Annotated in this window: 25 protein-coding genes; 20 read left to right on the forward strand and 5 right to left on the reverse strand. The window is 40.5% G+C overall.

From position 1 onward, the window contains the following. Positions 1-1,683 precede the first annotated feature (1,683 nt). Complete coding sequence (locus AC0VYV_RS05730; RefSeq protein ID WP_430244563.1) at positions 1,684-2,595, forward strand: zinc-dependent metalloprotease; 912 nt, start codon at positions 1,684-1,686, stop codon at positions 2,593-2,595. 102 nt (positions 2,596-2,697) lie between these two features. Here AC0VYV_RS05730 and AC0VYV_RS05735 read toward each other — a convergent pair whose 3' ends face one another. Then, the gene (locus tag AC0VYV_RS05735; protein WP_475374563.1) at positions 2,698-3,597 is read right to left on the reverse strand and encodes an ArsR/SmtB family transcription factor; all 900 of its coding nucleotides are present in this window, start codon (positions 3,595-3,597) and stop codon (positions 2,698-2,700) included. Positions 3,598-3,744: 147 nt separating this feature from the next. On the opposite strand from AC0VYV_RS05735, the gene AC0VYV_RS05740 reads away from it, so the two are divergent. The 3 genes from AC0VYV_RS05740 to secD all read left to right on the forward strand — a co-directional run bounded on the left by AC0VYV_RS05740 (position 3,745) and on the right by secD (position 6,358). After that, positions 3,745-4,671 (forward strand): alpha/beta hydrolase, encoded by a 927-nt coding sequence (locus AC0VYV_RS05740; protein ID WP_475374564.1) that lies wholly within the window; start codon positions 3,745-3,747, stop codon positions 4,669-4,671. Between the two features lie 119 nt (positions 4,672-4,790). Beyond that, a complete protein-coding gene (locus tag AC0VYV_RS05745) occupies positions 4,791-4,997 on the forward strand; it encodes a hypothetical protein (RefSeq protein ID WP_194220621.1) in 207 nt (68 codons plus the stop codon). Between the two features lie 104 nt (positions 4,998-5,101). After that, a complete protein-coding gene (secD, locus tag AC0VYV_RS05750) occupies positions 5,102-6,358 on the forward strand; it encodes a protein translocase subunit SecD (protein WP_475368581.1) in 1,257 nt (418 codons plus the stop codon). 124 nt (positions 6,359-6,482) lie between these two features. Here secD and AC0VYV_RS05755 read toward each other — a convergent pair whose 3' ends face one another. Beyond that, positions 6,483-6,848 (reverse strand): PepSY domain-containing protein, encoded by a 366-nt coding sequence (locus tag AC0VYV_RS05755; protein ID WP_475368582.1) that lies wholly within the window; start codon positions 6,846-6,848, stop codon positions 6,483-6,485. Positions 6,849-7,030: 182 nt separating this feature from the next. Here AC0VYV_RS05755 and AC0VYV_RS05760 point away from each other — a divergent pair, with 182 nt between their 5' ends. From AC0VYV_RS05760 to AC0VYV_RS05830, 15 genes are all read left to right on the forward strand, one after another. Beyond that, on the forward strand, positions 7,031-7,720 hold the full coding sequence (locus tag AC0VYV_RS05760) for a response regulator transcription factor (protein WP_475368583.1): 690 nt from the start codon (positions 7,031-7,033) through the stop codon (positions 7,718-7,720). 22 nt (positions 7,721-7,742) lie between these two features. Continuing rightward, complete coding sequence (locus AC0VYV_RS05765; RefSeq protein WP_475368584.1) at positions 7,743-9,107, forward strand: sensor histidine kinase; 1,365 nt, start codon at positions 7,743-7,745, stop codon at positions 9,105-9,107. Positions 9,108-9,635: 528 nt separating this feature from the next. Continuing rightward, positions 9,636-10,151, forward strand: coding sequence for a DinB family protein (locus AC0VYV_RS05770; protein WP_430244550.1), 516 nt, complete (start codon positions 9,636-9,638; stop codon positions 10,149-10,151). A 108-nt stretch (positions 10,152-10,259) separates the two neighbouring features. Further along, complete coding sequence (locus tag AC0VYV_RS05775) at positions 10,260-10,484, forward strand: hypothetical protein (RefSeq protein ID WP_430244547.1); 225 nt, start codon at positions 10,260-10,262, stop codon at positions 10,482-10,484. A 34-nt stretch (positions 10,485-10,518) separates the two neighbouring features. Further along, on the forward strand, positions 10,519-10,686 hold the full coding sequence (locus tag AC0VYV_RS05780; RefSeq protein ID WP_475366820.1) for a hypothetical protein: 168 nt from the start codon (positions 10,519-10,521) through the stop codon (positions 10,684-10,686). Positions 10,687-10,700: 14 nt separating this feature from the next. Then, positions 10,701-11,075: a hypothetical protein gene (locus AC0VYV_RS05785; protein WP_475366821.1), complete on the forward strand. Its 375-nt coding sequence runs from the start codon at positions 10,701-10,703 to the stop codon at positions 11,073-11,075. Then, the gene (locus tag AC0VYV_RS05790) at positions 11,072-11,404 is read left to right on the forward strand and encodes a hypothetical protein (protein ID WP_430244535.1); all 333 of its coding nucleotides are present in this window, start codon (positions 11,072-11,074) and stop codon (positions 11,402-11,404) included. The genes AC0VYV_RS05785 and AC0VYV_RS05790 overlap by 4 nt, the downstream gene beginning before the upstream one ends. A gap of 39 nt (positions 11,405-11,443) precedes the next feature. Then, positions 11,444-11,659: a hypothetical protein gene (locus tag AC0VYV_RS05795; RefSeq protein ID WP_194220630.1), complete on the forward strand. Its 216-nt coding sequence runs from the start codon at positions 11,444-11,446 to the stop codon at positions 11,657-11,659. 23 nt (positions 11,660-11,682) lie between these two features. After that, the gene (locus AC0VYV_RS05800) at positions 11,683-11,856 is read left to right on the forward strand and encodes a hypothetical protein (protein ID WP_194220631.1); all 174 of its coding nucleotides are present in this window, start codon (positions 11,683-11,685) and stop codon (positions 11,854-11,856) included. 27 nt (positions 11,857-11,883) lie between these two features. Next, positions 11,884-12,168 carry a hypothetical protein gene (locus tag AC0VYV_RS05805; protein ID WP_475374565.1) on the forward strand — a complete coding sequence of 95 codons (285 nt, stop codon included), beginning with the start codon at positions 11,884-11,886 and terminating at the stop codon, positions 12,166-12,168. A gap of 141 nt (positions 12,169-12,309) precedes the next feature. Next, positions 12,310-13,167 carry an SDR family oxidoreductase gene (locus AC0VYV_RS05810; protein ID WP_475366823.1) on the forward strand — a complete coding sequence of 286 codons (858 nt, stop codon included), beginning with the start codon at positions 12,310-12,312 and terminating at the stop codon, positions 13,165-13,167. A gap of 298 nt (positions 13,168-13,465) precedes the next feature. After that, entirely contained in the window at positions 13,466-15,175 is a 1,710-nt protein-coding gene (locus AC0VYV_RS05815; RefSeq protein ID WP_475366824.1) for an ABC transporter ATP-binding protein, read from the forward strand. A 141-nt stretch (positions 15,176-15,316) separates the two neighbouring features. Then, positions 15,317-16,528 carry a Bcr/CflA family efflux MFS transporter gene (locus AC0VYV_RS05820; protein ID WP_475367463.1) on the forward strand — a complete coding sequence of 404 codons (1,212 nt, stop codon included), beginning with the start codon at positions 15,317-15,319 and terminating at the stop codon, positions 16,526-16,528. Positions 16,529-16,617: 89 nt separating this feature from the next. Further along, positions 16,618-17,097: an RrF2 family transcriptional regulator gene (locus AC0VYV_RS05825; RefSeq protein ID WP_475366825.1), complete on the forward strand. Its 480-nt coding sequence runs from the start codon at positions 16,618-16,620 to the stop codon at positions 17,095-17,097. Between the two features lie 16 nt (positions 17,098-17,113). Then, a complete protein-coding gene (locus tag AC0VYV_RS05830; protein WP_475366826.1) occupies positions 17,114-17,500 on the forward strand; it encodes a nuclear transport factor 2 family protein in 387 nt (128 codons plus the stop codon). Positions 17,501-17,631: 131 nt separating this feature from the next. Here the strand turns inward: AC0VYV_RS05830 and AC0VYV_RS05835 are convergent, their stop codons facing one another. Together AC0VYV_RS05835 and AC0VYV_RS05840 are read right to left on the reverse strand one after the other, a co-directional pair. After that, a complete protein-coding gene (locus AC0VYV_RS05835; RefSeq protein WP_475374566.1) occupies positions 17,632-18,108 on the reverse strand; it encodes a hypothetical protein in 477 nt (158 codons plus the stop codon). Positions 18,109-18,197: 89 nt separating this feature from the next. Continuing rightward, entirely contained in the window at positions 18,198-18,869 is a 672-nt protein-coding gene (locus tag AC0VYV_RS05840) for a hypothetical protein (protein WP_475374567.1), read from the reverse strand. A gap of 171 nt (positions 18,870-19,040) precedes the next feature. On the opposite strand from AC0VYV_RS05840, the gene AC0VYV_RS05845 reads away from it, so the two are divergent. After that, positions 19,041-19,388 carry a hypothetical protein gene (locus AC0VYV_RS05845; RefSeq protein ID WP_475374568.1) on the forward strand — a complete coding sequence of 116 codons (348 nt, stop codon included), beginning with the start codon at positions 19,041-19,043 and terminating at the stop codon, positions 19,386-19,388. Between the two features lie 101 nt (positions 19,389-19,489). On the opposite strand, the gene AC0VYV_RS05850 is transcribed toward AC0VYV_RS05845, so the two are convergent. Then, entirely contained in the window at positions 19,490-19,870 is a 381-nt protein-coding gene (locus tag AC0VYV_RS05850; RefSeq protein WP_430244515.1) for a carbonic anhydrase, read from the reverse strand. Positions 19,871-20,219: the final 349 nt, after the last annotated feature.

Genomic DNA, 20,219 nt, shown 5'->3' on the forward strand with positions numbered 1-20,219 from the left:
TTCAAATCGGGTGATACGGTGGAAACCTCAGAAGGTCTCAGTATACTTCAGTAGTAATGAGCGGCTACCTTTACAGCGCTGATGCTTCTTGTCGGCGCTGTAAAGGTAGTCATTCTCTGTCCAATGTTTCCTATCTGATCTAGTGCCTTCAGCGGTTGAAGAGCCTAAAAGATATGAAAGATAAATAGAGAAGAAAGGTGATAGGGAAGCAGGGGGAAGCGGATCAGAGTTTGACGTTAGGTGAAAAAAGAAAATGGCTACCTCTTATTTTGATAGCGGTGTATTAGTCGGTAATATTCATCAGCTGAAGTTCATTGCACTTATTTAGCATCAATCGGGAAGTATCATGGACCAGGACGGGAATATCTTCATATAGATAGTGGGTTATGTACACATTGTGTTTATCATGGAGGTGTTTTCCGTAATTACCTATATTAATGAATAGTACATTTTAGAGTGTCTATATGTTTCATCTGTTTCGAGGGACGATTAAAATCTTACACTTGAGAGCAAAGGGATGGAAGAAGATTTTAGAGCAAACACATTATCAGTAATTCTAGTAGTTGTATCCAGGTTTTCCTGAATGACTTCTTACAAAAGTAGTTCTCGTTTGAGTATGATATTTACTTGAAAGTAGTTTGGAGGAAAGTTAGGAGGGGCAATGAAAATATGGATATAACTTTAAATAATGAAAGAAAGATCCCTTCTTTCGGAGGGATCTCTTTTCATTTCAGTACACTCGACAAAATCTATAACCATTCGAGTGGTTTTGGGTGGTGACAGGCACTATTCTCAAGGAGTTTAAATTGTTGTAATAATGGTTGCTGTAGCACCATCTTGTAATGCTTCTCCGCTACTATGTGTTACTCTTACTGATAAAAGATCACATTGATTAATTGATAAATTACCAATTGCGGTAGCACAGCAATTAGGTGTATTTGCATTATTTGGTCCCATAACTGTTGCGATTATTCCAGTAGGGGTAGAAGTGAATCCACAATCAGAACTTTTATAAATTTCAGCTGTTACACTTTCATTTGCAGTTAATATCTCATCACGAATACTAAAGACTAATCCAGTGATAAGACCGCTAAATGGAACGACTACAGTTGTTTCTTCAAAGTTAAGATCAGCTGTCCCAACTCCAATAAAGTGTCCGCTCGGTACTGTTTCTGCAGCTAAATAAATCGTGTTTAAGCTAGGCCCTGTAGGTCCAGGAGGTCCAGGAGGCCCGGGAGGCCCAGGAGGACAGATGCATTTGCAACAGTCACACTTTCTACATTTACAATGTTTTTTATATGTTGAGCTCCCTATGCATTCATGATTACAAATAAGGGAACAACATTTCGGGCATCTTATGCTATCTATTTTTAATCACCTCTTTCATTCATAGATGAAATAGTATATGAGTTTTTAGAGGGAAATGATATAAAGACAAGCTAAATTGGGGGGAGTCATTCTAATTATTTTGCTTCATTTTCTGGAACTTGAGTGAACCTTTGAGATGAAAAAATGAATGATGATCCTCTTAATAAATGTCAGTGTTAAGTTTTTGTTAAGAAAAACCGTTCTTTTTTCCCCTGGAAAATATCGGTTGATTTCTATCTATTGGCCCCCGCGAAGTGTCGAACCCATGTGATAGATTAGGAGATGTGTTAAAAATACTTCTCAGGGGGAACACGTATGAAACGTAAAGGACTTGTAGCATTGACGCTTGCATTATCAATCGCTATCGTACCAGGATTCGGGGAAACAAGTGCAAAAACAGCAGAGCTAGATTCACAGGGGTCAGAGGTTACGATCGGTCATGAACTTCCCAAAGCCAAAACAAAAGGGAAAGAGAAGTTTGATCGTCCAGCTGAAGTGGAGAGTTCTTCAGTAGCGGATGTTTTGGATGAAAAAGGTAAGAAAATCGGAGAAAAGAAAATCAAGAAAAATGCGGATGAAAAAGCAGACAAACAAAACAAAAAGAATACTAAAAAACAGGTTAATGAAGAAGGCGAATTGTGTATTCTATTATGCGGTAACGGAGGATCAACTGGAGGTTCAGGCGGAACCACAACACCAACTGCAACTGGCGCTAGCGTAGTGACCGTATTGATTGCTGCGGATGAAGAGTATCGTGCTGCACATAGCGACTGGCAAACTCTCACGCAAAACATTGTTGAGAACGCGGATAATGGGTTTACACGTGATCATAACATTGATTTTGAGATCAAAGCTCTTGGTGAGTGGACTTCTGAAGGGGCAAATGCATCTGAAATTCTTCAGGACATGGACAAGGACTGGAATGGAAATGGATACGACTTTGTAGTGGGCTTCACGAGAGATGCTAATTTCAATTCAGGCGGTATTGCTTATGTTTATCCGAACTCTCCTTATGGTAGTGCAGTATCAGTTAACCTCGATCAGGGCGCAACGAATACATGGCACGCGGCTCAGCACGAATTCTCTCATAACTATGGACTAAGTCACGATGCTCAAGGCAGTGGGATTAAATGCATTATGAACTATGACTATTCTTATAGTGTTGATTATTGGGACGAAGATCATGATAAGTTAATAGAAGCACATAAAGGTTGGTATGGAAATTAATACATATCAGTAGCAATAGGTGAGAGCGCTCAAACGATTCGTTTGAGCGCTCTTTTCATTTAAAAGGCGTAGATTAGCCGAATTATCAGGTGGTGACAGGCACTATTTAAGAAACTGATCCACCTTCTTACGTAACTCTTCTGCGATTTCTATGTTTGTGCTGTAATAAAATGTGTTCCGCTTATCCCTGACGTGAATATTCAATAATCCAGCCCCTCTTAAAATGGAAAGATGATGATGGATATTCCCTTTCGCCATGCCAAATTCCGAAACGATATTGGTGAAAGTAGTGGGTTCGTGAGATAAAAATTTCATTATCTTTAATCGTTTTTCATCCCCGAGCGCTTTCGTTAAACGAAGAACTTCAGTTAGTTCATCTTTCGCATCTTTAATAGGATAAGTGATGTATAGCGTATCTTTCAAATGATCGATAAACGACATAGGTTGAAGGTGAATCGCAGGAATCAAACAAACGCTTTTCACACTAGGCGTTTCAATGATGTAACGACTAGCTTCCAAAATAACATCCTCTTGCGATTGATTCTTAAGCTTATGTTCCTTCTCTTTTGCGTCACGATTTAATCGATCAGAAATATCGCAATCTAGGAGTTGAAAATATTGCTCATTCCAGGCTTTTAACAACGTGAGTGATTGATCTCTTTGTGATGATAGATCAGCAGGAAGTGTTCGATCAACGTCTAATAAAGGAGCGATTCGTTCAAAAAGCTCACCGCCAGATAGATTCCCTAACCATTCAAAGAAGAGGTCGATTTTGTCTTTGTATGGTGATAGTTCAATAAATAAAACTAATAAGTCTTCAAAGAACATGTTCTCTTTTGAAGCAATCAAATAATGTAACTCAGGGGAAATGGACAATTCAATATCCTTAGGCCACTTTGCGCCAAGATCTAAATATTTCATTAACGTTTGCCTTTTATATAACGAAATGCTTAATAAGAGTTCATAAACAGGTGAAGAAAGCGTTCTAACTTGCAGTGTCATAGGTGCCCCTCCATATCTTTCTTTTTTTCATATCTTACCATACGATGTTCTTAATTAGAATAATCAAAATATTAATTTTCTATTCATTGACTTAATATAGTAGTTCAATTAGTATTGAACTACTTAAACTATTGGGAGGTATTTACAATGAGGTTTGCTGATCTACAAAATCGGGTGATAGAACTTGCTGATAGTAAAGAAAACGAAGAAGCTTTGCGTGTTATGGAAGAAGCGAAAGAAATGTTTCCTCATAAAAGAGATCGGTTGGGTCATTGGAAAGCGAATATTTATGTAATGGAAGGAAAGCACGAAGAAGGTGTTGCTGAACTAAAAGAAGTTCTCAAACATGGACTGTGGTGGAACCCAGAAATTCTAACATCTGATCCAGAGTTGAGCCCCTTGCAAACCCATCCAGAATTTCAGTCGATCGTAAGTCAATGTCATACAATCTTTGAAAACACAAAAGCATCTACACAAGCGGAGTTAACCATTCAGGGGCATTCTGAAGCGGATACGGTCATTTTCCCTTTGCACTGGAAAGGCTCTAATGCGAAAGACTTTTCGGAGCAGTGGTCTGATGAGAAACTCGTCACCAAGTACTTGATGGGATTTCCTCAATCTTCTCAACTTTTCAGCTACCAATGTTATTCATGGGATGATGAAGCGGTTGCTTATAATGATGTAAAAAAGACGTATTATGAATTTACTAAACGGGTTGATGTGTCAGATAAAAAACGAATACTAGCCGGTGCATCTCAAGGAGGAAGTATCGCAACTCAAATGAGCTTAAGTAATGATATGGAAGAATTTAATTTATTTATTGCTGTTGCACCAGCTTTCGATATCCATTCACTAAAAGAAATTTTGCAAAATCAGCTGAACCCTCATGCAAGAGGCTGCATCATTACAGGAGATCAAGATCCTTTCTATGAAAATGCATTGGAAGCTGCTCAACTTTTTGAAGCTTATCAGATCCCTTGCAAACTAATTGTAAATGAAGGCATCGGGCATGAATGGCCGAATGAATTTCCAAATGTGTTAGAAGAGGCGATTTGTTTTGTAACGAGGCAGTAAGGACGTTGCTCAAAAATGACTTATACAATTATTGTTTATATGGAAAATGAAACCAAATAAAAATGAGATCGTACAAGTAGTATAGAAAGTCATTGATCATCGAAAAAGGAGTGGGGGAAATGGAGTCTAGAAAACATCTATTATCGGAACCTTATTGGATGATAAATACACTGGGTCTCATGCTTTTTATACTTGTAGGTATGCTCTTAATTTTGAATGACAATCTCATTGCTTTCACGATCGTAGCAGTTTGCTATGGATTTGCTATGTTTATCGGTAACTCGTTGTATCGCTCATATCGAAAGCGAAAGCAAAATAATGCTTAAATGATTTTACGAGACTCATAGTGAAATTTCCATGAGCAGCTAGACAAGCCAGGGACAGGCATGGAATGAATTCTCTACTCTCACAAAAAGGTGTTTGTTACGTAATGAAAAAAAGCTGGATCATTTCCACTACGATCACCATCTCACTCATTTTTCTCTTAATGATTTCAACATCTGAAAATATTCTAGAAGAATTAAAGATCGGGCTAGATTTACAGGGCGGATTTGAGATCCTTTATGAAGTACAGGATCCTTACGAAGAAAAAAACATAGCAGAAGAAGAGCTTGTAAAACAAACAGCTGCTCTGATCAGTGATCGGATTGATTTGCTAGGTATTAGTGAACCGGTCATTACGATGGAAGATGAGGATCGTATTCGCATACAGGTTCCTGGCGTGAAGGATCAGGAGGAAGCGCGCGAGTTTATTTCCATTGGCGGGAATATTACGTTTCGGGATACGGATAACAATCTTGTCATTTCTTCCACTGATTTCAAATCTGTTGGAATAGAACATCCTTCTCAGGACCTTGCCCCCGTCGTCACCATCGAGTTCGGCGACTCCATTGATATGAGAAACGTGACTAAGACTTATGAAGATCAAAGTCTCGCTTTATGGCTTGATTACGTTGACGGAGATGCGTATATAAAAGAGAGAGCAAAGGAAGATTCAAAGATTCTTTTCGAAGGACATATAGATGAGACCTGGACAAAAAATTCCGGGATGGCGATTTCAGGTAAATTCACCCAAAAAGAAGCAGAACTCCTTTCCAAAGCGCTTAGCACTGGAGATCTCCCTGCTCCTTTGGAAGAGATTTCTTCCCAATCTGTTAGTGGTCAGCTTGGTGAACAGGCGTTGAAAAATACGATGGTAGCGGGAATCATAGCTATGACGCTTATCTTTTTATTTATGATTTGGCGCTATCGTTGGCTAGGCTTGCTCTCGATAGTTTGTATGATCAGCTATCTTTATCTAGCTATAGGGATTTTCGTTTTTCTTGAAGGCGTTCTAACATTAACAGGACTTGCCGCTTTCATTCTTGGTCTTGGTATGGCAATAGATGCGACGATCATTACGTTTGAACGTTTAAAAGAAATAGAGGATCGTCGTTTGTCATTTGAAGAGCGAGTGATGCAAGCATCGAATCGAACGTTTCTTACGATTGCGGATGCGCATCTTACAACATTAATTGCTGCGGCAGGACTTTTTGTATTCGGCGTAGGCAGTGTGAAAGGTTTTGCGACGATGCTATTGATTAGCATAGTTGCTGGATTTCTAACATGCTATGCGCTATTACGACTTCTGTTGTATATGATCGGGGAGACAAAGCTCGTGGAATGGAATCAGGAAAGAAAGTCTTAAATGAAGAAGTGCTGTACAATGTTGAAAATAGTCTTATGTTGTAAAGGAAAGCTTCCTATTTTTGCACGTTACAAAGCAAGCTCACCAAGAGGTTGATGTGCTTGCCATGTGACGTGTCTTTTTGTTACTTAGCAGACTCTTCCTTCTGCTCCTTATCATCGTCCTCCTCATCATCTTCAACTTGAATAATATCGCCATTCATCCCGTCAATCTCAACTTCTTTCTCGCCGGTATCGGTTTTGATGTCGAACTCATAAACGATCTTCCCGTCTTCTTTCTCGACTTCTTTCTCAATCACGTCTCCGGAAACCTCTTCCAATGCGATCTTTTCAGCTTCAGCTTCAGAAATTTTAGCTTCCTCAATTAGTTTGCTTTCGTTATTGCCCGAAGCTAGCACATTCTCTATACCGTCTGATCCTTGATAGAGAAGAGCTCCTCCAGCTATGCCTAATGCGGTTCCGCCGATAATAAGTGTTTTTTTCATATTCATTAGTTATCCTCCTTGAACTGTTTTTTCTACAATTCTTATAATACGGATCGAATCTAATAAAAAAAGGACAGCAGCATGAGAAGTGGATGAGCTTTTTCTCATGAAATTCTCATTTTCTATTTAATGTTTCTTACGTTAAGGGTAGTTACAATAGAGGAAGATGAAATAAGGGGTGAGGAGAAATGGAGAAAGAATCAATTCTTCTTGTAGAAGATGAAATAAATGTTATTCAGTTCATGAAGTTAGAGCTTGAGCATGAAGGGTACGACGTGACAACGGCGCGTGATGGAGAGGAAGCGATGGCTCGATTTCAAGAAAAAGAATGGAGCGTCATTTTATTAGATTGGATGATTCCGAAGCTTGATGGCCTTGAAGTATGTAGGCGGATACGTAAAACGAGTTCCGTTCCGATTATTATCCTTACTGCCAGAGATTATGTTGGGGATAAAATTCTCGGTCTTGATCGTGGGGCGGATGATTACATTACAAAGCCTTTTGAAATTGAAGAATTGCTTGCGCGCATTCGTGCCGTATTACGACGCGCTCAGTCTCAAAGTAAGCAACAGGATGAAGACAAGTTAACGATTGCGAATCTTGAAGTGAACGTAAAAAGTCGTCGCGTCGTGCGGGAAAACAATGAAATTGAACTCACTCAGCGAGAGTTTGATTTGCTTGTTTTTCTCATGAAACATGAAGGCAAGGCGCTCAGTCGCGAGTGGCTTCTCTCAGCGGTTTGGGGCTACGACTTTGTGGGAGAAACGAATGTGGTCGACGTCTACATTCGCTATCTTCGCAACAAGTTAGATCGAGACTACGAACCAATGCTTATTCATACGATAAGAGGTATTGGCTACATCCTTCGCTCTTCATAAGCGTTCAATTGGAGGGAATCGCATGAAGAAACAACGAAACCAATCGCTGCTTCATCAATTTACCTCATGGTACGTGTGGCAGTTTATTATCGCCCTAATCCTAATCGGCATTGTTGTCCTTGGGGCCATCGGCTTTTTCTTGATAGATCGAACACAGGATGATGTTGGAGCGATGGAAGAAAAATTGCTGATGATTGTACAGGAAGATGAAGTCCAGGAGTCACTTGATGAAGTGTTGTATCCGGATCATGCCGATTATTATGTTGAAATCCGTGAAGGTGGGAAACTTCTCGCACAATCGAGAGGAGACGATGAAACACTAGATACAAGTGATGAAGTAAGCCTGCCATTGTTTGATCAGTTTATATGGAATAAAGAGGAAGGGTTATTCTATCGAAGCGATGTATCTTTTACCGATGGCAACATCCATCTGAAAGTCCATATGGAAGATGAGTTTGAATTCATTCAGCTTATTTTCTTTATCCTTCTCTTCACGGGGATATTAAGCATTATAATTGGCTCCATTTTGATTTATCAATTTACAAAAAAGAAGCTGCGACCGCTTCTAAACATGACGGATGAAGTGAGTAAAATAGACGGTTCTTCAGATCTGCAGAAGCGGATTCTTGAACCTTCGAATCCTAAAGAGTTGAAGGAACTTGCCGGTACGTTCAATCAGCTACTTCAGGAGCTAGAAGAACAGTTTGAACGAGAGAAAAGCTTTGTTTCCAATGCTTCACATGAATTAAGAACCCCACTAACCGCATTTCGTGGTCATTTGAATTTAATTAAAAGGTGGGGGAAAGACGATCCAACTGTTTTGGAAAAGTCGATTCAAGCGTTAGATGATGAAAGTAACCGAATGAAGCATATTTTAGAACAAATGCTCACGATCGCTCGTAATGAACATTTAGAAAGTAGGATGGAGAACGTCAATCTTACTCATATCGTTGAGCATGTGATCAGTCAATTCGAAGGAAATAAGGAAATCCCTCTTATCGGAAATCTTGAAAAGAATGTCACTGTGTTAGGAGATGCTGAGCAGCTTCGGCAAATTGCGGTTATTTTAGTTGAAAACGCCATGAGGTATACGGAGGTAGGGACGATCACGGTTGACTTAACACATGATGATGGTGCTGTACTAAGCGTTTCCGATACTGGTATCGGCATTCCAAAAGAGGAACAGTCGAAAATCTTTTCACGCTTCTATCGCGTTGACAAAAACCGCTCACGTGAAACGGGAGGAACCGGACTAGGGCTTTCCATTGCAAAGGAGTTAGTGGAGAACCATCAAGGTAAGCTCCATGTAAAAAGTGAAGTCGATGTGGGAAGTACGTTTACAGTCTTATTGCCTCTGAAAAAAGTTTCTGCAAGCATCGCGGAATGAATCCTCTTAGGAGGGTTCTTTGTTATAGATTCTTAATGAGTAGAATTGCGCTAAAAATACGATGATTCCATTGAGTTTAATTGGGATCATCGCCGTGATCCTATCCGTCGGATTAATGTATCCTCTCTTTTCAATTAGTGAAGTATTCCTGTATGTGATTGCGATTGTGTTTCTATTCGTCGTGATAGGTGACATAAGGAAAGCATCGTCAAACGAAAAAGGATCACAGTTTCCACTAAAGTATATTTTGATCGGGATAGCCTTTTTACTAGTAAGCTTTCTCTCTTGATTTTGAGAGGAAGCTTTATTTCTATTTTTATAATGAAAAAAGATGAGATATTGCCCAACATGTAACTCCGTAATTAGTTCAAATGTCATGTGAATTTCTATGATTTGAGAGCAAATTCACTATAAAAGTATAGGTTTAGTTCACCGTTGAAAAGGAATAAAGAGTAGAAGATAGAAGCAATAGTTTGAGACGGTCGAGTGACGGACAGAAGTCACTTTAAGATAACAGGAGGAAATGCAATGAACGTACTAAAAGAGCAATATGATTTAGTTAAACACACGCGTAAAGTTCTCTTTCATTTCTGTGAGCAAATCAATCAGGAGGATTATTTAAAAGAAGTAGATGGATACGGATGGGGTTCGATTCGTAATTTACACGTTCATATCGCAGAGTGCTATGAAAGCTGGTTAGGTCGCTTTGCTTTGGAAATGCAAGAGCCAATCGTAGAAGTGAGCGATGTAACGGATGTAAATGAAATGAGAACCGTGTTTGAGCTTGTTGATCAGCTCGTCTATCGTTTTCTAGAAGAATACGACGAGCGATTTGATGAGAAAATAAGTCGCAAGGTATCATGGCAAGAAGAGGAAGAAGAGCTGTCTCCGCTATGGTTAATGACGCATACAATCACGCATGAGTTTCATCACAAAGGGCAGATCGTAACACTTGCTCGAGCTCTCGGTTACGAACCGACGGACACCGATCTCTTAACGCCATCTGACATCAACCGTTATTTGGACTATCCTGAGCAAGGATGATTTCTCATAAGGATAATAGAAGCGACGACTCGTAAAGGGCTATAGCCATTATGAGTCGTCGTTTTTTTATTTTTCTCAATGGAAATTACCTTAATAATGAGAAAATGAGTGAAACAGAATCATTGGAAAAATGGTAAAATTAAGGTGGGGATCGAGGGGGATGTTATGAAATTCATGTTGGCCGGCTTTTTAGGCTTATTCGGAATGATTTTACTTGGATTATCCTTTGAGAGTTTTGGCGAAGTGGGGAATATGTTACTCAAGTTTATTGCCATCATAAGTGTAGTGGCTAGTGTTCGTATTGCGATGAATAAAAAAAGTATGCGTAAGTAGCTATTTCATACTACTAGAGAGGCGGGGTTTTCCGATGGGAGATATTCTCTTTCAACTTGTAGCATTTCTTTTAATGTTTGGCGTTCTGGGTGGGATTGTCTTCATCGTTGTGAGTTTCAGAAAGAGAAACTCAAAGCTTGATCGATTAGAACATAAGGTTGATCAGCTGCTTGAGAAAGACAAATCTCAGTCTGATAGATAGAAAGGGAGAGGAGTATGGTTTGGGCAAAAGCGATAGAGGGTTTGTTCCTTTTTTCTATCACAACGTTATTGATCTATGATTATTTTCCAGATATGAGTTTACAAGAAACCTTTCCTTCATCCATTCTACTCCTGCTTATGTTTGGGACTGTTGTTGCATCGTTTCTTTTCAAACGCTTGAGAGAATATACAGTAAAAGAGTTATTTCAGTCTCAGCTGTTTATGATCGTCTATTTGCTGTTCCTGCTAGCTGTTTTGAAATTAGCCGGGGGTGAATCGACTTTAGGCATTTCATTTAGTAATCTCGGTGTTTGGGCTATCGTCATCATCTCACTTCTTCAGTTAGTCGTTCTGTGGAAGAAGTTAAAAAGGGAGAGAGAATTTCAGTGAGCCGAATAGCTCAATTAAAAGTATTTTCATTGTTGTTGGTGTTATATAGCGTGATGTGTCTCATTCTATGTCCGATCCTATTCTTTAACGGCATGTTTCTGATGAATGATGGGGTGGTTTATAGTAAAGGTGTGGAGAGTAGCCTGCTGGTAAAACTTTATCTTTTATTAATGCTACCGAACGCTGCGATCCTGTTGGTTATTCATAAACGTTATGGTAAGTCACAGCAAATCCGTGTCATGAATCTTGTTTTCTTCATAGTTGTAACCTTAACATTCGGCTACTTTTCATTAAACTTTCCGTTTGATTACATTCAGCAGTTTGATTAATAAGCAATCAGTATGAAAAAGATCAATAGGAGGAGATCGATGAAAAGAGTTCAGATCATCATTGCGATTCCTTCCTGCTTTTTATTGTTATTCTCCCTTCTAACCAGCTATAAAGCGGGATTAATCATCGCGATGGCTGGTCTTTTTGTTGGGCTTATACTAAGGCAAGTTCGCCTGTGGAAATATCGAGCGATTCTCGACCATCCGAGTCGACGGTATAGTAGCGAGGAGAGCTTCGGTGATTCAGAAGAATAGAGCGTTCAGTTGGAGGTGTGAACATGAGTCAAGTGCAAGGAGTGATGTTGGGACTTGTCATAGGCATTGCGTTAGCGATTGGGTTTGCTCTTGGACAAGAGTGGACGGATAACACGGTTATCAGTATCGTCATCGCTTTAATCGCTGGACTCCTCGCTCGAGTAGTGGGGAAGAATTTGATCAAGAAAATGAAATGAGAAGACTTGAATTGAAAGGAGATGGAAATGAAGGAAAATCACAAGGGGAAGAAATTGCGCAAGATATTAATGGGACTCATTTATGCCGCTCTTTTCATTGGAGCTATTCAATTTTTGTTTGATTCAGATCCATTTAATGATTATATAGGCTGGGGTTTTTTACTAACGTTTTGGTTTATTCGATTGCTCCTTACTGGATTAAAAAACATAGTGGATGGTCAAAAAAATCTTGCGATGTTAAACATCGGTTTGTCTATTATTGCTGGTATCGCCGTCGCTGCCACATGGATAACTTATTTCTTCGGTATTTAGACTATAGCAACTATTGTCTAATCCATTTTTACTCTTTTTGATTTGGATTCGCTTACAAAAGTTTACACTTTTTCCTTACGTGGTATTTCATTAAAACAGCATAAAAAACTCACTTAATGAAGAGAGAAGGAGAGAGATCACGTGAACAATCAAAATGGACAACCAAAACAAACGCAGCCTGAACAGCCTGGTATTGAATCTGAAATGACGCCAATGCCGGATCAACCCCATGATTACATAGGCAGTCACAAATTGGATCAAAAAGTAGCGCTCATTACTGGCGGTGACAGTGGAATCGGTCGCGCGGTTGCGATTGCTTATGCGAAAGAAGGTGCGAACGTTGCGATTAACTATCTTGAGAAGGAACAGAGCGATGCCGATGAGACGAAGAAGTTTGTTGAGAAGGAAGGCGTCAAATGTCTGTTGATTCCGGGGGATGTCTCGGAAGAAAAAGAATGCAAGGATTTAATCGATAAGACGCTCGATCACTTTGGTAAGCTTGATATTCTCGTCAATAACGCGGCGATTCAGTATCCAACGGAAAGCATTGAAGACATTTCCTACGAGCAGTGGGATCAAACGTTTAAAACAAATGTTTATTCTGTTTTTAACATGACGAAGTACGCAGTGCCACACTTGCAAAAAGGAAGCTCGATTATTAACACGACTTCCATTAATCCTTATACAGGAAATAAGGTGTTAATTGACTATACGTCAACAAAAGGTGCGATCGTGGCGTTCACGCGCAGTATGGCTGCGAACCTTGTAGACAAAGGCATCCGTGTGAATATGGTGGCACCAGGGCCGATCTGGACACCGCTCATTCCATCTACATTTGACGAAGATTCCGTTGCAGAATTCGGAACGGATAATCCGATGGGACGCCCAGGTCAGCCGTCTGAACTGTTCGGTCCATACGTTTTACTAGCATCTGATGACGGTTCTTACATGACAGGCCAGTGCATTCACGTAAACGGTGGGGACTATATGTCCTCCTAATGCGTGTAGACGGCCCGGCGTTAGGCCGGAAGCTCCGTTTATTGGCCAAAAATGAAATATATTGGCCAAACTGAGATTATATTGGCCAAATTCGAGATATATTGGCTAAAATCACAATTTATTGGCCAAACCGCCTTTACTAAGAAAAGCCGCACACTCATGGATCAGCATTCATGAGTATGCGGCTTTTTTAAGCGAATAAAAGATTGTATTCAGTCTGTTAAAACTCTATAATTGATAATGGATCTCAATTGTGAAAAGTTTCATTGATTCGATCATGTTATAGGGAGGTTTTTCTTTGCTCAAACGCTTCTTTTCTTATTACCGGCCATACAAATGGCTATTTATTCTTGATTTCGTATCAGCCATCATCGTCGGAGTGTTGGAGCTTGCTTTTCCACTTGCGGTGAACCAGGTAATCGATCGGTTACTTCCTGAGGGGAATTGGGGCATCATTCTTCTCGCGTGTGCAGGATTGCTCCTCATTTACTTAATAAATACAGGCCTGCATTTTATCGTCACCTACTGGGGACATAAGCTCGGGATTAACATTGAAACAGATATGCGTCAGAAGCTGTTTACGCATATGCAAAAGCTATCATTTGGTTACTATGATAATAGTAAAACGGGTCACAGCATCTCAAGACTTACAAAAGATCTCGAAGAAATTGGCGAGGTAGCACATCACGGCCCAGAGGATGTATTTGTGGCGCTTATGACGCTGCTTGGTTCATTTGGATTAATGCTGATGATTAACTGGAAGCTTGCCGTTCTTTCCTTTATCGTTATTCCACTTCTTATTATTCTAGCCATCTACTTTAATAAAAAGATGACGAAAACGTTCAGGCGCATGTTTCAAGATGTCGCTGAAATTAATTCCCGTGTAGAAGATAGCATCGGAGGGATTCGCGTCGTTCAGGCATTCGCGAATGAACACCATGAACAGGAGAAGTTCCGTCAAAACAATGAGAGCTACCGTTCAACTAAGCTTCAATCGTATAAAATCATGGCGCAGAACGTCATGTCGAACTATTTGTTAATGAGAGTCGTTACGCTATTTACGCTGCTGTTCGGTACCTTTTTCGTTATATCAGGGGAGCTCACGTATGGTGAATTCGTTGCGTTTATTTTATTATCAAATATTCTCATCGGACCGATTCAGAAAATTAATGCCGTTATTGAAAGCTATCCGAAAGGGATCGCTGGGTTTAAGCGTTATACCGAAATCATTGATACTGATCCAGACATTCAGGATTCGGAAGATGCGATTGAAATGGCGCTTAGCGGAGAGATTCGCTATCAAGATGTTTCATTTGGCTATGAGGGCTATGCGCCTGTATTAAATCAAATCAACTTATCTATAAAGCCGGGTGAGACGGTGGCGTTTGTTGGCCCGTCTGGAGCTGGCAAAACAACGCTTTGTAGTTTGCTGCCTCGCTTTTATGAAATACAGGGTGGTTCGATAACGATTAATGGCATTGATGTAAAAGAACTAAAGCTATCCTCTCTCAGAAGTCAGATTGGAATCGTGCAGCAGGATGTGTTCCTGTTCTCAGGAACGTTTCGCGAGAACATCGCTTATGGAAATCTTTTAGCTGGAGATGAAGAAATTCTAGAAGCAGCGCGGAAAGCAAAGCTAGATGAGTTTATTTATAGTCAGCCGGACGGATTGGATACGGTGATTGGTGAAAGAGGTGTGAAGCTTTCTGGTGGTCAGAAACAGAGGCTTGCGATCGCGCGCATGTTCTTGAAAAATCCACCGATTCTTATTTTAGATGAAGCGACTTCTGCCCTCGACACGGAAACGGAAGTAGCGATTCAAAAGTCACTGGAAGAACTAACGGAAGGGCGCACGACGCTTGTGATTGCCCATCGACTTGCAACAATTAAGAATGCTGATCGGATTATGGTTGTGACGAAAGATGGGATTGCCGAGCAAGGAAACCATGCGGAGCTTATCGAATCCAGCGGTATATACAGCCGACTTCATAAAGCCCAGTTTGGATGATGAATGACACGATTCCTATGATACGTAGGAATCGTTTTTCTTTTCCAAATCGGGGTCTTATCAATTGTAATGAAAATGCTCGTTTGCTAAAATCTATTGGACGACTAACTGATGCATAGTGCAAGAAAGGTGTTAACATTCATGCTTCAAAACCCAACAGGAAAAGAACGGTTTGGTCTCGCGTTATTGCTTGGGATGCTCGGAATATTAGGTCCGCTTAATATTGATATGTACCTACCGAGTTTTCCAGGAATTGCGAGTGATTTAAATGCGAGCGCTTCGCTTGTTCAGCTTAGTTTAACGACCTGTCTGATCGGATTAGCGGTTGGACAAATTGTCGTTGGACCCTACAGTGATGGACAGGGGCGACGCAAGCCGTTGCTCATTTTTATTTTCTTATTTGCGGTCGCTTCGATTCTATGTGCCGTGGCACCGAACATCATAACACTAGTCATTGCCCGGTTTATTCAGGGCTTTACAGCTTCAGCGGGAGTTGTGCTCTCACGTGCTGTCGTTCGTGATGTTTTTAGCGGGAGAGAATTAACAAAATTCTTCGCTCTTCTTATGGTTATCAATGCGACAGCGCCAATGATCGCGCCCATTGCGGGAGGGGCGATTTTACTATTGCCGTTTGCGACTTGGAACACGATCTTCTATTTCCTTGGAATTCTTGGACTCATTATCGTGACGGTTATCGGTTTCCGACTACCAGAAACGTTACCGCCTGAGAAACGGCTGCCAAGCACGGTGAAGCAATCAGTGCGAACGATGGGAAGTCTGCTTAAGGACCGCTCCTTTATCGGATATGCGTTAACGATTGGATTTGTTCACGGTGGTAGCTTTGCATACGTATCTGGCACTCCATTCGTTTATCAAGGTATTTATAACGTTTCACCTCAAGCCTTCAGTATTCTGTTTGGAATTAACGGACTTGCGATTATTTCTGGGAGCTTCATGATTGGCAGGTTAAGTGCTTATTTTCATGAAAGAAGTCTTCTTCGTACGGCGGTTATTACAGCAGTCACGGCTTCATCGTTTCTTCTTCTCATGACGATTATTGAAGGGCCACTTGCAACGCTCGTCATCCCGATCTTTATTTACATGACAGCTATGGGAATGGTACTTACAAGTACTTTCACGCTTGCGATGGAAAAGCAGGGCCACCGCGCCGGAAGTGCAAGTGCGGTATTAGGCATGCTGCCGCTGTTATTCGGTTCGATGGTGTCACCGCTTGTTGGAATTGATGAATCAACTGCGGTTCCAATGGGAGCGATTTTGTTCACAACGTCTTCAATTGGTGCGATCATCTTTTTTACACTTACGAAAAAAAATCAAGTTCAAGCGACTTCCTAATCGGAGTCGTTTTTTCTTGCTTTTTTATTGTGGAAATTATATAGTGTATAAAGTAGATAAAGATTATCCAGTTTAAGAGAGGTGTTTCTATGCAAATGAAAACAGGTGTGGAGCAGGGCGTTTATGCCATCCTCATGCTGACGTTTTTACCGGAGAAAGCAGTTCTACCTGGAGAGGTGATTAGCTCTCAACTTGGTGGGTCTCCCACTTACTTTCAGAAAATATTAAGGCATCTCGTTAATGCGGACTTGATTGCATCAGTGCCAGGTAAAAAGGGTGGTTTCAAGCTTAAACAAAAAGCGAGTGATATTCGAATCTATGATGTTTACCTTGCGATCGAAGGAAAGCAATCGCTGTATTCGTCGACGGGACTTTTTCAAGATTTGCTGAACATAAAGGAAAAAGAGGTTGATCTGCTATCGAATTTAATGGATGAAGCAGAAGGTTCCTGGCAGTCTATTTTAAAAAGGGAAACGATTGGGTCGCTTCATGAGGAAATCATGAAAAAGTGTCCCCCTGAAAGTCTTGAACAATTACGAGCTTCGATTTACGAGAAAATGGTTTTATAAACAAGGAGGAGCAATAATGGAAAATCTAAATAAATATTTTGATCTTTTTGATCAATCGAGAACGAGTGACAAAGCAATGGAAGAATTAAACGGACTTTTCTCAGATGATATGGTGTTCGTGTTAAATGGCCAAAAAAAAGAAGGGATTGAGAATTGGAAGCTCTTTATGGAGCGCGTGTTTAGAAATAATAGTGATATTAAACACATGTATGAGGGATGGAAAAAGGTCGAGGGAAGCGATTTGTATGAAACTCCATGGGCTGTTTGTGGCAAGCTCTCCACAGGAAAGGTTTACACTCAGACCGGGAAAGACATCGCGAAATTAAATGAAAACGGGCAGATCACGTATTTAGAGAATGTTCCCGATCAAAAAGATATGTTTCAATCGTATAAAGAGTTATAAAAGTGGAACATGCGTGTGACGCGGGTTTGGTTATATCTTGTCTAGTACTATGTGAGAGCAACCGTCGTTACACGTTCTATTCATTCCAAACGCATCGTTCACTAAAAAAGAGGTAAACCAGAGGGCTATTATCACCTCTCTGAATTTACCTCTTTTTTATTCATTTTAGTAGGGAGAGGCGTCTCCTCTTGTTGGGAATTCTTGTCTTCATTCTTCGAGTCATTCGCTGTCTTGTATCGCTGCTGCTGTCGGTATCCGTATGTTGAGGAAAGAACTACTTCTTCATCTTCAAGGGCGGATCCAAGTGCGCCGATAATAATCGAGATGCTCGTAGCTGTCCACGTAATGTAGAAATAATTATCGTATCCAACAGAACCTGATAATTGCGATTCCAGCAGTCCCATCGGAATAAGAGCTATGACCGCTACGGCGAACATAAAAAATAGAATAATATAATAGAAACTAACCGTCACAAGCAGTGTTAGGATCGTTGCTACATTATAGAGGTTTCGAAGATATTTCGCTCGATCCTGCCTAGGTTTTTCCCATAGATTATGAGCTAGGACAAGCCAGCCAACCATTAAGAACGAGGAGACAATCATAAGCATAAACATTCTCCATAAACCGTAACTGTTACTTAACTGCCAGAGGGTAGGAAACACGAGAGCATAGGATCCAGTCGCAAAAGCAAAAATAATCACCTTTTTAAAAGCGGGGAAGATAACCACGGTCGGTTTGCTCTTACCATTCCAGTTAAGATGCGAATGGCGCCACTTAACCGTGACTTTACGATATATCTCACATCAATAGATGTTTCTTCTCCAGGCCTTACACGTTTAATAGGAGAAAACCGTTCGAATCCCCCTTTTTTAAAGAGCCTCTTCGACCCTTTTTCCTTCAAGTATTCGTATTCTTCATTTTCTTTTGCTTGTAATCGTCTTTGCGCTTTTTCTCGATCTTCCTCTGGGCTACCATAGTACATTTCGTTGACTAATTGTAGAATAGATTGCCTGATTCTTTTTACCATAGGGGTTGATCCTAATCCTGGAAGACTGATAATGGCTACTTTTTTATTTGTAGAAGCTTCTGCCAAAATAGGTTTTCTATCTTGAAAGAATGGTAAGTCTGTTAAACAAACGATGTAGTCCCAATCTTCTTCTTCCTTTCTCTTATAACCTGCTTCTAGAACTTCTTCAGGTTTTTCAGTGACTCCTGTGAGAGGATCAACGGTTGAATCTACATGCCATTCACACTCATCTTCTACGTAATAGCGAAGGAGCTTAGGCAATTCGCTACTTAATTGTTTACTTAGCTTTTCTGGATATCCAGGTGGGGTAACTAATCCAACCGACATCTTAGCTTGACTCACTTTTTCTTCCTCCCACTCCAATTTTATGTAACTATCTAGAAGAATGAATTCCCTATTTTATCAGAGTAAAACTGTTTCTTAACTGAATGTCGTAAGTTTACCATTTATCATTGAAATGGTTCCTTATATTTGAAATGATAGTAGGGAATAAATGGAATGAGGAGTGTGCTTGTGAGTAGTACCGTCGATTCAATTGTTACACTAAGCCTGATATACGGCTTTCCTATGATTGCGGTCATAATCAGGTATAAGAAGATGAATGCGAAAGAAAAAAAAGAAGTTCGCGAAAGTTTTGGCACACTAGAGTTTTTGTGCACTGGTGGCTTTCTCATAATTGGAGCGTTTCTATTATCAGTTGGCAATGTTTTTGAGTTTTTCATTGCAAAAGTAATGGGGCTCGTCTTTATTGTCCCTGGTGCGATCTTAATGACGATTAGAGTTTGGAAAAGAAGCAAAATGCGAAGTATCATCTTCTTTCTTTTCTTTAGTGTGATGATCTTTCTAGGAACGTGGTTTTAAAGTATTTGAAGCGAGAAACAATAAATGTTGGTGTTCTTAGTAAGGCAATTTGCTTCTACATACGTTGGGCCATCTCCTACAGCTGGAGACGGCCCTTTATTTTATTCACAAACAACCTCTACCCGGCCATACTCATCCACCCAGAGACCAATGACCCAAACTGGAAATCCCCATGATTTAACAACTTGGGTGGAAGCAGCGATATCTGCAAAGTGTTGGCGCTTGCTTACGGGATTGGCAGCACAGTCGCAATGACCAACGACCGCAATAACCTGAGAAGCATGAGCAGTGAGTGAAATAAGCGAGTTTTCTCTAATGCGCTCGATGTCACATCGTGGACCATGAGACAATACGCGATCCATACCTGGCTCTGTAATAAGATCAACGTAATCAAGACAATATTGTGCTTTTAGCCACTGTGTGACAGGGATTTGTGTTCGTCCATCTATGCAGTTCAATGCCGTTCCGAATCGTTTCTCCATGTTACACCTGTCTTTCATGCGCAATTCTTTCATTGCCAAATTGTATTATTAAGGGCGGTGGAAGGTGCTCTGGCTGTGGTGAAAGCCATAACCAGGATGGTAAGTTGTTTGCCCGTGATGGTAACCATAGCCAGGATAATAACTTCCGTGTCCGTGATGATAGCCGTAGCCGGGATTGTAACTGCCATGGCCATGATGATACCCGTAACCAGGATAGTAGCTTCCATGTCCGTGGTGATAATATGGTCGATACACGATCGTTTCCCCCTTAATTAGTTGTACGATAGTGTATGAGAACAAGAATATGATCGTATAGGCATTGGACCGTAAGTGCCTGTGACATATGCTA

It is taken from the genome of Anaerobacillus sp. QJM3NY_17 (assembly GCF_056173665.1).